This is a genomic window from Mesorhizobium sp. M2E.F.Ca.ET.209.01.1.1, assembly GCF_004010375.2.
Lineage (GTDB): Bacteria > Pseudomonadota > Alphaproteobacteria > Rhizobiales > Rhizobiaceae > Mesorhizobium.
The window spans coordinates 61,439-74,863 of sequence record NZ_SADP02000014.1 but is presented as its reverse complement, the minus strand read 5'-3'; the positions used below and the strand labels follow the sequence as shown (position 1 = coordinate 74,863).

11 protein-coding genes, 1 tRNA gene and 1 pseudogene are annotated in these 13,425 nt (G+C 63.5%); 4 read left to right on the top strand and 9 right to left on the bottom strand.

Annotated features, from left to right (window positions below):
* Window positions 1-8: 8 nt before the first annotated feature.
* Entirely contained in the window at window positions 9-950 is a 942-nt protein-coding gene (locus tag EN852_RS23865) for a glyoxylate/hydroxypyruvate reductase A (RefSeq protein WP_127877518.1), read from the top strand.
* Here the strand turns inward: EN852_RS23865 and EN852_RS23860 are convergent.
* From EN852_RS23860 to EN852_RS23850, 3 genes and pseudogenes are all read right to left on the bottom strand, one after another.
* Window positions 947-1,477, bottom strand: a complete 531-nt coding sequence (locus tag EN852_RS23860; RefSeq protein ID WP_127877516.1) for an AAA family ATPase — start codon at window positions 1,475-1,477, stop codon at window positions 947-949. The genes EN852_RS23865 and EN852_RS23860 overlap by 4 nt on opposite strands.
* A gap of 75 nt (window positions 1,478-1,552) precedes the next feature.
* Window positions 1,553-1,942 carry a hypothetical protein gene (locus tag EN852_RS23855; protein WP_127877514.1) on the bottom strand — a complete coding sequence of 130 codons (390 nt, stop codon included), beginning with the start codon at window positions 1,940-1,942 and terminating at the stop codon, window positions 1,553-1,555.
* A 74-nt stretch (window positions 1,943-2,016) separates the two neighbouring features.
* A pseudogene (locus EN852_RS23850) lies at window positions 2,017-2,957 on the bottom strand (methyltransferase).
* A gap of 107 nt (window positions 2,958-3,064) precedes the next feature.
* Between EN852_RS23850 and EN852_RS23845 the strand changes: the two are divergent.
* Both EN852_RS23845 and EN852_RS23835 read left to right on the top strand, forming a co-directional pair.
* Window positions 3,065-4,075 (top strand): ligase-associated DNA damage response exonuclease, encoded by a 1,011-nt coding sequence (locus EN852_RS23845; RefSeq protein ID WP_127877512.1) that lies wholly within the window; start codon window positions 3,065-3,067, stop codon window positions 4,073-4,075.
* A gap of 244 nt (window positions 4,076-4,319) precedes the next feature.
* On the top strand, window positions 4,320-5,921 hold the full coding sequence (locus EN852_RS23835) for a cisplatin damage response ATP-dependent DNA ligase (RefSeq protein ID WP_127877510.1): 1,602 nt from the start codon (window positions 4,320-4,322) through the stop codon (window positions 5,919-5,921).
* Between the two features lie 168 nt (window positions 5,922-6,089).
* On the opposite strand, the gene EN852_RS23830 is transcribed toward EN852_RS23835, so the two are convergent.
* Window positions 6,090-7,286 carry a hypothetical protein gene (locus tag EN852_RS23830; RefSeq protein ID WP_189546134.1) on the bottom strand — a complete coding sequence of 399 codons (1,197 nt, stop codon included), beginning with the start codon at window positions 7,284-7,286 and terminating at the stop codon, window positions 6,090-6,092.
* Window positions 7,287-7,619: 333 nt separating this feature from the next.
* On the opposite strand from EN852_RS23830, the gene EN852_RS23825 reads away from it, so the two are divergent.
* A tRNA-Thr gene (locus EN852_RS23825) sits at window positions 7,620-7,695 on the top strand.
* 111 nt (window positions 7,696-7,806) lie between these two features.
* Here the strand turns inward: EN852_RS23825 and EN852_RS23820 are convergent.
* From EN852_RS23820 to EN852_RS23800, 5 genes are all read right to left on the bottom strand, one after another.
* Window positions 7,807-8,979 carry an MFS transporter gene (locus tag EN852_RS23820; protein WP_246694368.1) on the bottom strand — a complete coding sequence of 391 codons (1,173 nt, stop codon included), beginning with the start codon at window positions 8,977-8,979 and terminating at the stop codon, window positions 7,807-7,809.
* 127 nt (window positions 8,980-9,106) lie between these two features.
* Complete coding sequence (locus tag EN852_RS23815; protein WP_127877506.1) at window positions 9,107-9,739, bottom strand: hypothetical protein; 633 nt, start codon at window positions 9,737-9,739, stop codon at window positions 9,107-9,109.
* A gap of 12 nt (window positions 9,740-9,751) precedes the next feature.
* On the bottom strand, window positions 9,752-12,010 hold the full coding sequence (locus EN852_RS23810; RefSeq protein ID WP_127877504.1) for a molybdopterin cofactor-binding domain-containing protein: 2,259 nt from the start codon (window positions 12,008-12,010) through the stop codon (window positions 9,752-9,754).
* A gap of 1 nt (window position 12,011) precedes the next feature.
* Entirely contained in the window at window positions 12,012-12,473 is a 462-nt protein-coding gene (locus EN852_RS23805) for a (2Fe-2S)-binding protein (protein ID WP_127877502.1), read from the bottom strand.
* Window positions 12,474-12,536: 63 nt separating this feature from the next.
* Complete coding sequence (locus EN852_RS23800; protein WP_127877500.1) at window positions 12,537-12,965, bottom strand: heme-binding protein; 429 nt, start codon at window positions 12,963-12,965, stop codon at window positions 12,537-12,539.
* Window positions 12,966-13,425: the final 460 nt, after the last annotated feature.

Below are 13,425 nucleotides of genomic sequence, written 5' to 3'. Positions count from 1 at the left end.
ATCCGCAAATGGAAAAAGGCAAAATCCTGCTTGCCGTCACGGCGTTTCATCCGCAGCGCTGGCATCAACTGCTGGCGGCCGAGCGCGAGGTGGTGCTGGAGCCGGCCGGCGCCAACGATCCCTCGATCGCCTACGCGGTGGTGTGGAAGCACAAGCCGAACCTGCTCTCCGGGCTGCCCAACCTGCGAGCCATCTTCTCGGTCGGCGCCGGGGTCGACCATATCTTTGCCGATCCCGGCCTGCCCGACGTGCCGATCGTCAGGGTCGTCGCCGACAATCTCACCCAATACATGACGGAATATGTCGTCTGGCGGGTGCTCGATCACCATCGGCACGGCATGCTCTACCGGGCACAGCAGCCGAAGAAGATCTGGCACGAGCCGCTGCAGCGCCCGGCCGGCGACATTTCCGTCGGCATCATGGGCCTCGGCCATCTCGGCCGCGCGGCGGCATCGGTGCTTTTGTCGCTCGGTTTCGCCGTGAACGGCTGGTCGCGCACAGAGCGGCCGATGAAAGGTGTTTCGACCTATGCCGGCGAAGCCGGGCTGATCCCTTTCCTCAACGCCACCGACATCCTCGTCGTACTCCTGCCGCTCACGCCGCAAACCCAGGGCATCGTGAATTATGGGCTGCTGAAGGAATTGCGCCGGCGCAACGGGCTTGGCGGCGCCGTGCTGATCAATGCCGGTCGCGGACGCCTGCAGAAGGACGCCGACATATTGCGCGCGCTGGACGACGGCACGCTGAAGGAAGCGAGCCTCGACGTGTTCGAGGTCGAGCCGTTGCCGAAGACCAGCCCGCTGTGGAGCCACCCGAAAGTCTTTATCACGCCGCATGCGGCGGCGACATCGGATCCGGCTCATCTGGTGCCAGCCATGTTGCGGCAGATGGATGCGTTCGAGCGCGGCGAAAAGCTCGAAAACCTGGTCGACCGCGAAGCCGGGTATTAATTCAGGGTCAAACCCCACTCGTGGAAGCACTGCTTGACTGCACTCACCGAGGATAGCTGCAGCTTCGGCAGGTCGAGCTCGTCAAACATGGCGCTGTAGTGCTTGCGATTTCTTGGCTGCACCACGGCGATATGGTGGATCATGTCCCATTTGACGCTGTCGCGCCCGCCTTCCAACGCGCCATGCCGCGTGGTCTCGAACAGCGTTCGGCGAAAATAACGCAACAAGCTCGTCGATGTGGAGACATCCAGCAGGATCAAGCCTGTCGCCCGCCGAAAGCGCTGCGGCATGCAGACCGAATAGTTTCCGTCCATGACCCAGCGCTTGCCGGCAATTGCGGCGTCGTGCAGGGCAATGAATTCGTCCCTTGAACGCGGCTCCCAATCTGTATTGGGCAGATGATGAAGCACGTCGAGGTGGACGGCTTCCAAGCCGCGCTTGCGCGCGATCGCGTTGGCAAGGGTGGACTTGCCGCTGTTGGATGGTCCCAGGATACAGATGCGGTCGCCGAGGTCTGAGAGTTTCATCTGTTGGTCTTTCAAGCGCGACCGAACGCTCGTCGATCCAGCAGAGCGTTAAGCCGAATACCGAATATCGAACGCTCAGGACGGCGTGGAGCCGGGCAGCCCGAACGTCTCCTTCTTCTTCGGCTTGCCGCAGTCGCGGCGCTCGATCGAGCGGTTCATGGCGTCGATCTCGCCGCTCGCCTCGTTGGTGGCGCGCTCAGCCTTGGAGCGCATATCCGGCGTGAACGGGCCGAAGCCCATCGCCGGATTGGAGAAGCTCGGCTTGGCCGTGATCGGCAGATTGTTCTGCTGCGCCAGTTGGTTGCGCTGCGCCAGCAATTGATCGCAAGGCACATCGTCATATTGCAATGAGGATCGAACGTCCTCGTCCTGGCGCTCGGCCATCGACGTGCCGCCGACACAGCCGGCGACCGTCAGGCCGGCAATCATCAGGCAAGACGCCAACACAACCACGGTCCAGCGCATGGATTTCTCCTTGTGATGTCTGCCCCGCGCCACCCCGACCATGCCATTCAGGCTTTTTCGCAGCAAGGTCGGGTTCATGCGGGTGCCGGATTGCTCACCTCGGCAAATGCGGCGGGGAAGCCGGCCACGATGGCCAGGCCTTCGACCGGATCGCGCCGGTCGTGCCGGATAACCATGCTTTCCAGAGACAGCACCGCCAGCCCGCTGGCAGAGAGCACGCGCCGCGCATAGGCCTCGGAATGGGCGTAGCGCCGTGACGGCCGCAGGGCGAAATCGCCGCCGGCAAGCGTCTCGAGCGAGAAGGCAAACAGGCCGTCCTCGGCAAGCGTGCCCGCCACCGCGCCGACGATGCGTTCGAGGGCGCCCAGATAGATGAACACGTCGGCCGCGACCACGAGGTCGGCCCCGTCGCCGGAGTGGCAGAAATGCTGAAGGTCGACCTTGGCCAGCAGGTCGTAGATGCCCTTGGCTTTCGCCTTCCTCAGCATGGCGGCCGAGATGTCGTAGCCCTCCAGCCGGTCGACGAACGGGCGCAGCCTTTCGCCCATCAGGCCGGTGCCGCAGCCGATGTCGATGGCCAGCCGGAACCGGCCGGGCCTTGCCTTGCGGATGGCCTGGCTCAGAAAATTCGGCAGCCGATAGCCCAGCTTCCCGACAAGCGAGTCCTCGAAACTGTCGGCGTAGTGATCGAACAAGGTCTCGACAAGGCGCTGGGAGGCGCCGGAGCCGCGGGCGCCTTGCCGATCAGTTGAAGCTTGAGCGCGGCGCCAAGGCGATCCGTGGGATCCAGCTTCAGCGTCATGGCCCAGGCCTGCGCAGCTTGATCGAGCCGGCCGGCCGCCTCCTGCATTTCGCCGAGGCGAAACCAGCCGGCGGCCCATCGCGGCGCCAGCTCCAGCGCGCCGAGCAGGAGCTCCGCCGCCTGCGCCGGCTCGCCCGAGGCGAGCAGCATCTCGGCGAAATCGGCGCGACGGTCGGCGTTCAAATCACCGGACGAGGCCTGAAGCGGTTTCATTGCGCAAATATCCAGCCGGCGCGGGCCGCCGGCGGCTGGCTTTAAGATGAGTCAGCAGTCTCTTGCAACGGGCTTCCCGCGCTGAATTTAGCCACTATCTTGGAGCGATGCGCGCCAGCGACCTGCTCAAATCCCGGCCGGAGGGCCTCTATTGCCCGTCCGGCGATTTCTTCATCGATCCGGTGCGGCCCGTGGAGCGGGCGCTGATCACGCATGGCCATTCCGACCATGCGCGCTCCGGCCACCGCTCGGTGCTCGCCACACAGGAAACGCTCGACATCATGGGGCTGCGCTATGGCGAGGATTTCGCCGGAACGACGCAGGCCGCAGCGCTTGGCGAAACGCTCGACATCAACGGCGTCGCCGTCACCTTCCATCCGGCCGGGCATGTGCTGGGCTCGGCGCAGATCTGCGTCGAACACAAAGGCATGCGCATCGTCGCTTCCGGCGACTACAAGCGGCAGAAGGACGCCACCTGCCTGCCGTTCGAGCCCATCCGCTGCGATGTCTTCATCACCGAGGCGACCTTCGGCCTGCCGGTGTTCCGGCATCCGCCGGACCATGAGGAGATCGCGCGCGTGCTCAAATCGGCGGCGCAGTTTCCCGAACGTTCGCACCTGATCGGCGCCTACGCGCTCGGCAAGGCGCAGCGCGTGATGCGGCTGCTGCGCGACGCCGGCTACGACAGGCCGATCTATATCCACGGCGCGCTGGCCAAGCTCAGCGAATATTATCAAAGCCAGGGCATCGATCTCGGCGTGTTGGAGCCGGCGACGGTGGAAACCGGCAGCAAGGCCGATTTCGCCGGCGCCATCGTCGTCGGCCCGCCCTCGGCTTTCGCCGATCGCTGGGCGCGGCGTTTTCCGGACCCGATCTCCTGCTTCGCCTCGGGCTGGATGCGCATCCGCCAGCGGGCAAAGCAAGGCGGCGTCGAGCTGCCGCTGATCATTTCCGACCACGCCGACTGGGACGAGCTGATCATCACGATCAAGGAAACGGGTGCTGCAGAAATCTGGGTCACGCATGGCCGCGAAGAAGCACTGGTGCGCTGGTGCGAACTGGAGGGGATCGCGGCAAGGCCGTTGCATCTGGTCGGGTATGAGGACGAGGGCGATTGATGGCCGAAGTGGTTTCGACAATCGCTAGCGTCGCGCTCTACGGCGCCCCCCTCTGGCCTGCCGGCCATCTCCCCCACAAGGGGGGAGATCAGACGTCACACGAGCCTTCGCCAATCTCCAACATTGGAGCGATGAGCGAGGCGCCGAAACTGCCAATCTCCCCCCTTGTGGGGGAGATGTCCGGCAGGACAGAGGGGGGCGCGAAGGAACGCAAACCTCGCCTATTTGCATTGCGCGCACCATCATGAACCGCTTCGCCGAGCTCCTCGACCGTCTGGTGCTGACGCCGTCGCGCAACGGCAAGCTGACGCTGCTCACCGATTATTTCCGAAGCGTCGAGGACCCCGATCGCGGGCTGGCGCTGGCGGCGATCACGGGCGATCTCAACATCGCGGCGGTGAAGCCGGCGATGCTGCGCGCGCTGGTGGTCGAGCGCATGGATCCGGTGCTGTTCGGCTATTCCTACGACTATGTCGGCGACCTCGCCGAGACCGTGTCGCTGGTCTGGCCGCAGCCGCAAGGCCACATCCCCAACCAGGTGCCGACACTTGCCGAGGTGGTTGGCAAATTGCAGGCCGCCAGCCGCTCCGACGGGCCGAAGGTGCTGGCGCGGCTGCTCGACGACGCCAGCATTTCGGCGCGCTTCGCCATCATCAAGCTGGTGACCGGCGGCCTGCGCATCGGAGTGTCGGCGCGGCTCGCCAAACAGGCTCTGGCCGATCTTGGCAAGGTCGATGTCGCCGAGATCGAGGAACTCTGGCACGGGCTCGCGCCGCCTTACACTGAACTGTTCGCCTGGCTGGAAGGCCGGGCGGAAAAACCGAAGAGCGCGGCACTTGCACTGTTCCGGCCGGTGATGCTCTCCAACGCCGTTGACGATGGCGACCTCGAAAAGCTCGACCCGGCCGATTATGCGGCGGAGTGGAAGTGGGACGGCATCCGTGTGCAGGCAGTGTGCGAGGGTGGCGTGCGCCGGCTCTATTCGCGCACCGGCGACGACGTGTCCGGCGCCTTCCCGGACCTTGCCGCGGCGATGACTTTCGAAGCGGCGCTGGACGGCGAGTTGCTGGTCGGCGATCCGCGCGAGGCGACCAGGACCTTCTCCGACCTGCAGCAGCGGCTGAACCGCAAGAGCGTGTCGCCAAAGATCCAGCAGCAATATCCGGCCTTCATGCGCTGCTACGACGCGCTGCAGATCAATGGCGAGGATTTGCGTACGCTGCCCTTCGCCGAGCGCCGCAAGCATCTGGAGGCGTTCGTCAAGACACTCGATCCCAGCCGCTTCGATCTCTCGCCGCTGGTCGCGTTCCCCGATTGGGAGACGCTGGAACGGCTGCGCCAGGCGCCGCCGCATCCGATCATCGAAGGGGTGATGCTGAAGCGCTGGGATTCGCCCTACCTTGCCGGCCGGCCGAAGGGCCCGTGGTTCAAGTGGAAGCGCGACCCGCACACCATCGACGCGGTGCTGATGTATGCGCAACGCGGCCACGGCAAGCGTTCCAGCTTCTATTCAGACTACACGTTCGGCGTCTGGTCCGGCCCCGAGGGCTCGGAAGAGCTGGTGCCGGTCGGCAAGGCCTATTTCGGCTTCACCGACGAGGAGCTGAGAGAGATCGACAAATATGTTCGCGACAACACGATCGAGCGTTTCGGACCGGTGCGCTCGGTGCGCGCCGACCGCCGGAACGGGCTGGTGCTGGAAGTGGCGTTCGAAGGCCTTAACCGCTCGACCCGGCATAAATCGGGTGTCGCGATGCGCTTTCCCCGCATCTCGCGGCTGCGCTGGGACAAGCCGGCCGCCGAGGCCGACCGCATCGAGACGCTGCAGGCGCTGTTGGATGGCTAAGGGCTAAAATTCCGACGTCGGCGCTGTCACCCCGCCCGCGCCTGCGGCGCGACCTCCCATCGAGGGAAGGTAGGGGTTGGCGCGACTTTCTACCTCCCCTCGATGGGGAGGTCGGCGCGAAGCGCCGGGTGGGGTGCGGCGCCAGCGTTGATAGGTAGAGCGCACGGATCACTGCGCGATCGAAACGCGTATCTCGTAGATATCGACCGACTTGCCCTGCTTGTCGAAATCGGAGTTGATGGCGATGGTGCCGGCGGCGCCCGGATGCTTATCCGGGAACTGCACGTCGAACAGATATTCATTGCGCTCGTGGCCGACGGCGTAGCGCTTCCGGCCGCAATCGCCGAGATCGCCGAAATTGCAGTCGACCGATATCTGCGTCTCCTTGCCCTCTTCCGAGCGGGCGACGACGTCGAACATGGCGTGCTTGCCGACAAGCTTCTCCAGCACGCCCTGGCCGACATCGAAGGCAATGGCCGAACCGGAAGCGCCCGAGCGGATGCGCAGGAACTGGCCGGTGTCGTCCTTCATCACCTCGGCGCCGGCATCGGATGGCGCGCTGACATGGGTCGGGTCGGCGGGCGAGAAGACGTTGATCCAGTTCTTCGACTGGTCCGCCTCGCCCGGCTTCTGCGGCGAGCCGGTGTCAGCGGGCTCCGAGGAGTCCTCATCGTCCAGCGTCGGCGTCGGTTCGGGCGGGCCGGTGTTGAGCTCGGCCGCCGTCTTGAAGACACCGGTCTGCTTGGCGAAGTAGAGACCGATGCCGGCGGCGGCGAGCAGTGTGGCGACGACGAAGATCGCGGTGAGCGGCAAGCGCCGGCCCCTGATCCGCCGCTCATCGCGATCGGGCGCGACCTCGGCGCCGTTGCCGACGGGAGCGCCCGGCGAATCATCGAGCGACGGCGCATCGGGGAGCGCCGTCTCGTCCGGCATGATGTCGGGCACGCGCGGCAGCACGCGCGAACGCGGCTGGTCCGAGGCATCTGGCTGCACCGGTCCGTCGACGGTGATCGAGGGTGAGCTTGCTGATGGCGACGGCGGCAGCGGCGCGTCGACCGAAGGCGCGGCCGAAACGGCAGGCGCTTCGACGCGGGGCGCCGGCGCGCCATTGCCGGCCGGCACGACATTTTCCGGCGGCAGCGTCACATCGGGGACGGCCGGCAGGAACTCGGATTCGATCTCGGTGATCTTGGCCTGCACCGCCTTGCGGCGGCTGATGGCGGCCTCCACCGTGATGTTCGGATTGGCCTGCAGGACGCGGTCGAGCGCGGCAAAAGCCGATCGATAGACCTTCTCTCGGAACGCCCGGTCTTCGGCATTGCCTTTCTCGAAGGCATTGCGGATAGCTTTCTCGATGGGGTCCAAGCGAGCTCCCTCTGCGCGTTCGCTCACGGTTCCCTGATCGTTAGCCGCAGGCGGCCAATCGATCAACGGGCGAGCGGCTGCCTTGCCGGCGTATCCAACGCCATTTCGGGGTTTTTTGCTGGAGAATCAACATTTTTCGTCACGAGCACCACGGGCGATGCAGCCGCAGAGCAGCCGGCTTGCACGCCACCGCGCGCTGCGGCCGCTGCCGTTGCGCGGTAACCCTAGATGGGAATTGCCGGCAAAGAGGCCGGAATTCGCCGCTGCCCATCTTGAATTAGCGAGCGGTTGAGTCTATCACGCAGCCCATTCTGGAAGCCTGACGCTTCCCGGGCCGCTTTAGCTCAGTTGGTAGAGCACATCATTCGTAATGATGGGGTCGCGTGTTCGAGTCACGCAAGCGGCACCAAATATTCAAGCACTTAGCTCCTCGCCTCTCCCGGCTTGTCCAACGGGGAACATCTGGCCGTATCTGGGATGACGAGCCAGGTTTGTCATACTTCCCTTCCCCAGTCGCTGGTCATTCAGCCGGTGTAGTCACGGCGCGGCGCGAAAGCGTGGCCGCATAAACGAACAAGCCGGCGGCGGTCAGCACGAATCCGGCAAGCGGTGAGAAAAGGACACTGTATCCCGCTGCGATAACCAGTGCGCCGCCCCAAGCCCCGAGGGCATTCGCCACGTTAAGGGCGGCAAGGTTCATCGCCCCCATAAGCGTTGGACCTTCGGGGGCGAAGTGCGTCATGCGCACTTGAATGGTTGGAATTGCTGCCATCATTGCGGCACCCACGGCAAATAGGCAGGGAAAGAAAACCCATGCGTGGCTTCCAAGACTCGACAAAACAACCAGCACCGCGAGCGTGAGCGCATATCCGAGGACCAGACCGCGGAATGCAAAATTGTCTGCCAGATACCCGCCGGCCAAATTGCCGGCCGTCATACCGACACCAAAGACGCCGAGCGCCAATGGTATCGTGGATGGATCGAGCTGCACCACATCGGTGACCAGCGGCCCGATAAATGCATAGACCGCGAAAATGCTCGATATCCCCAAGGCCGCGACGATGATCATCGCCCAGACATCCCACCGCCGCAGCGCCGACAGCTCGTGCACGACCGAGCCTCCGCGAAGGGCTTCGGAGCTCGGAACGAAGAGGAACAGTGCAAGGAATGCGACGGCGCCCAGTGCAGCCACCGCGAGATAGGTGTTCCGCCAGCCGAGCGCCTGACCCAGGAACGTTGCCAACGGCGATCCAAAGATCGTTGCTACCGTCAGTCCGGTCATGACGAGCGAAAAGGCCTTTCCTGCTCGTTCCGCGCCGAAGAAGTAGGCTGCCAAAACTGCTCCCGCTCCAAAGTAAGCGCCTTGCGGCATGCCGCTTATGAACCGGGCAACCGTAAACAGGCCGATATTGCTCGCCATCGACGAGAGGACGTTTCCAACGACCCAAAGTCCCATCAGACAGAGCAAGAGAGTGCGCCGATTTAGCTTGGCTGCGACGAGCGTAACGAGTGGCGCCCCAAGCACGACCCCGAAGGCGTAGCCGGTGACCGCGTTCGTAGCGGTCGGAATATCGATCCCAAGATCGGCAGCATACAGTTGGATGATGCCCATGCTCGCGAACTCGGCCGTGCCGATGCAGAAGCTGCCCAGCGTCAGCGCGAGAAGGGCGAGTGTCTGGTTCTCACGCGGCACACTGGAGGGAGCAAGTTTCGTTGCCCTGCATTGAGCCTCATAGGCCTTCTAAAACATAGATCCACCTCATCGGTCTTAGCCGGCCGAAATGACGGCAACGGCAGCCTTTCGTCCGCACCAAGCAGCCTCATTCCGGGCATGGCTGCCCGGCGGCTCCCCATTCGGCCATGTCCTTCACGTGGTCCTCGAAGGTTCCGGGTGGCGTGCTGCGACCCTCCCCAGGCTCCCAGCCTCGCGGAATAAACCCGCTTAACGATGCATCGTGCCGAAGATGATCGAGCAGGGCGACGGCGTCGCGGCCGCCATTACGGGCCGGATCTCGCAGCTGTTTGCAAATCTCGGTGCCGCTCTGGCCGTACCAAAGGAATTCAACGGGAGCCAATTGCCAAGGGATTCCTGCTCGTGGCGGCGCAGGCGCCGGGTCGTTCGGCAGGGTAGAGGTCATATGGCAGGTCGAGCACGCTATGGCTTCGGCACCAGTCCGACTTATGCCGCCATGGATATTCATGCCATGGACACGATCCTTCCTTTCACCGGCAGGCGTCCAAATCGGAATACCACCGGCGTTGACATGGCAATTTGCGCAGCGCGGATGGGTAACAACCGCCTCGATCCGCTTCCATGCTTCCAGACCTGCCGCACGGCTGACGCTGCCCGACGGCAGCGCATCCCGCGAACCTTCACCTTTTGCGTAGACCATCACCGTAAGAGGGGCCATTATCGAAACAGCAACTGCGACGGCAATCAAAGCTCTGTCCATGACCGCCCCCTCTCAAACAAAGTCGATGAATTTGTTGAACGGCATTTCGCGGATGCGCTTGCCGGTCGCGGCGAAGATGGCGTTAGCGAGCGCCGGCGCCGCCGGCGGTACCGGCGGTTCGCCGATGCCCCGCACCGTGTAGTCGTTCTCCAGCCCGCGCACCTCGATCACCGGACACTGATACATCCGCATGGCTTCGTGGTGATTGTAGTTGGTTTGCTGGACTGACCCGTTTGCATAGGTGAGTTCGCAGTTCATGGCGTGGCCGAGACCCCAGACAACGCCGCCCTGCACCTGGTTCTCGAAATTGACGGGATCGACGATCTTGCCGACATCGGCTGCCACCCAGACCTTGTCGATCCTGATGCCGGAATCCGTCATGGTCACTTCGACGATCTCGGCAACTGCCGTGCCGAAGGCCTCGACGAAGGCGACGCCGCGGCCCTTTCCGTTGCCGAGCGGTCCCTTCCAGCCGGCCATGTCGCCGACCGTTTGCAGGAGCGTCCGGTAGATGGGAATCTTGCACATATCGATGCGCGCCTGGAGCGGATCGAGCCCGGCCGCATGGATCAGTTCGTCGATGAAGCTCTCGGTGAAAAAACCATTGGCCGAAGCGCCAACCGACCGCCAGGTGGTAGTCGGCGACACACCCTGCACCTCGAAACTCGCCGCACGGTAGTTCGGGATGTCGTAGTACACGTTCCAGATGCCCACGGCCAATTGGCCGTCCGGGGCATTCGGCGGCATATCCATCCGCTCCAGCAGCTGCTTGAAGGGAGGCGTTGACGCCACCTGGACATCGGCAGCCACGATCTTGCCGTCCTTGACGCTGCCTCGATACCTGCCCATCGCGATCTGCCGCGGGATATCCTGAAGGAAGTCCTGCTCGCGCGAGAAGACGATCTTCACCGGCGTTCCGCGCAGCTGGTTCGCGATCTCGGCAAGCGCTCTGACGTTTTCGAATTCCAGGCGGTGGCCGAAGCTTCCGCCCGACCACTCATTGTGGAAGGTGACCTGTTCGGGCTTCATGCCAATTGCCTTGGCCGCAATGTACTGCACCGATTGCGGCGACTGGTGGCCAACCCAGATTTCCATCCTGTCGTCGGTCACGATGCCAATGCCGTTGAGCGGTTCCAGCGGCTGGTGGCCAACATAGGGCGCTCGATATTCCGCCTCGAGCAACGTCCCCTCTTTTAAACCGGCATCGACATCGCCGTCGTTGCGCCACTGCTTGGCGAGGAATTCCGGCGTGAAGGAGGAACGCACGATGTCCCAGTGCCCCGCTTGCTCGGCCGGGTACTTCGATGGTTCCCAAATGCACTCGACACGGTCCACCGCTTGCATCGCATACCAGCTGTTGGTCGCGATGACCGCTACGCCGTTCGACAGCTTGAGTATCTGTCGAACACCGGGCATCGATTGCGCTTTGCCCGCGTCATACGACCGGATCGGTTGGCCCTTGTGGGGATTGAGCTTGACCGCCGCATAGACCATGCCGTCCATCTTGCGATCGATGCCGAAAACAATTTCGCCCGTCACCTTGGCGCGGATGTCGAGCCGCTCCATCGGTTTGCCGATCAGGCGCCACTGCGATGGGTCGCGCAGCTTGACGTTTGTGACCGGCGGTATTTTCGCCGCTTCGGCCGAAAGCGCGCCATATGGGATCCTCGTCCCGTCCGGCAGGATGACGTGGCCGGCCTCGGTGCGAATGTCGGCGACGGCGGCGCCGCTGCGCCTGGCCGCGGCAGCCTTCAGCGTCTCGCGTGCAACCGCGCCGGCGACGCGCAGCTTTTCGTAGGTATCTGGGATCGCGCTCGAGCCTCCGGTCATCTGCAGGCCCGACTGCCTCAGCCATTCCAGCGCAGCCGCGCGCCCCTTCTCGGCCTCAAGGCTCTGGTCCGCCGCCATGAAGGGGGCGAGCTCGTGCGCGAATCCGGTGTTGAAGTAGGCGGGGCTGGGCCCGGCGAAACGGACCTCGAACTGACCGATGTCCAGATCCAGTTCCTCCGCGATCATCACCGGCTGGATGGAACCAACGCCTTGTCCGATGTCGGCATGCTGCGCAATGAGCGTGATCCTGTCGGGGCTGATCTCGACCCATGGATTGAAAGCGACCGAGTCCGGGCCGAGGTTCGCGGCCAGAGGATTCACCGCGGCGGGAGAGGCGGAGGTCTCCTCGGCGCGACCATAGGACCCGAAGGCCACGCCACCGGCAAAGGCGGCGGAGCCGAATATGACGGCGCGACGGGATAGCTTTGGCGTGGCGCCCATCTCACTTCCCTCCGATCTTTTCGGCGGCCGCGTGGATCGCAAGGCGGATGCGTTCATAGGTGCCGCAGCGGCAGAGATTCCCCGACATGATCTCGTTGATATCCTCATCGGTCGGTTTGGGCTTCGATTCGAGCAACGAGATCGCCTGGATAATCTGGCCGGCCTGGCAGTAGCCGCACTGTGGCACTTGATGCTCGATCCAGGCCTCCTGCACCGGGTGAAGCTTACCCTTGCCGACGGCTTCGATCGTGGTGATTTCCTTGCCCGCGACATCGGCGATACGCGCCTGACAGGAGCGGACGGCTGCTCCGTCGACTTGCACCGTGCAGGCGCCGCATTGGGCTATTCCGCAGCCGTACTTCGGACCTGTGATGCCAAGCTCATCGCGCAATACCCAAAGCAAAGGCATCTCGGGCACCACGTCGACTTGGTGTCTCAAGCCGTTGACAACTATATCAAACATCGTGTGCCTTCCTTATTTTGCTGGTACTTAGCGAAGCGCACCTTTTTCACAAATGTCTCCCAGTCACGCGTTGGCTGGAGCAATTGCTGCGACCGCCGCCTGTGCGACCGAAATGTCCTGCTCGACGGTGCCGGCGCTCGCGCCCACCGCACCAATGATTTCACCGGCGACACGCACCGGAACTCCACCGCCGAAGATGACGACCCGCCCACCATTGCTTTGCTGTATGCCGAAGAGCGGCGCGCCGGGCTGTGCCAGCTGGCTCAGAGAGGCGGTGGTCTTGTCGAACAGACGGGCAGTCAATGCCTTGCCGATGGCGAGATCGATGCTTCCGATCAGGGCACCGTCCTGACGCGCAAATGCTACAAGCGCGCCACCCTGATCCACGACGGCTATGTTGTAGGCAATGCCGAAGCTTGCAGCTTCGGCTTCGCCCGCCGCCAGCATCCGTTTCGCATCGGAGAGAGTGAGGGTGGTGCAAGAACAGGGCATCGTCTTTATCGCCTCGGGTTGCTCTTCAGCGGTGATCGAATGTCTCCCAAGCTACACGCGGGTGGACGGCGCCGAGGTAAAAAGAGGTAAATTCGATGGCAAGCTGAGCCTGGAGGCGGGACTCGTGCCTATCGAACATGGGAGCCTTTGCTCGAACCATTCCAATGGAACAACGTTTGGGGTGCGGTGAGGTGCGATGTGAGCGAATGATGGCGAGCACCGCGCCCGCCATCATTCAAGCGGCTCAGACAGGTATCGGACCTGGCTTGAGAGGATTGCGAGCCGCGAAAAGCTTCGATTCACTGCTGCAAATCAATTCGGGGAAGCCTACCGCGGAGGATTGCGCAATAGCGGCGACACTCGTTTTGATTCCACCAAGATCGCCCGTGGCTGTCCTTGGCGTTTGCCGCGCAGGTAATGCAGCTCCGGCCTGTAGCTCGGCGCCACAAACTCCCGAAGC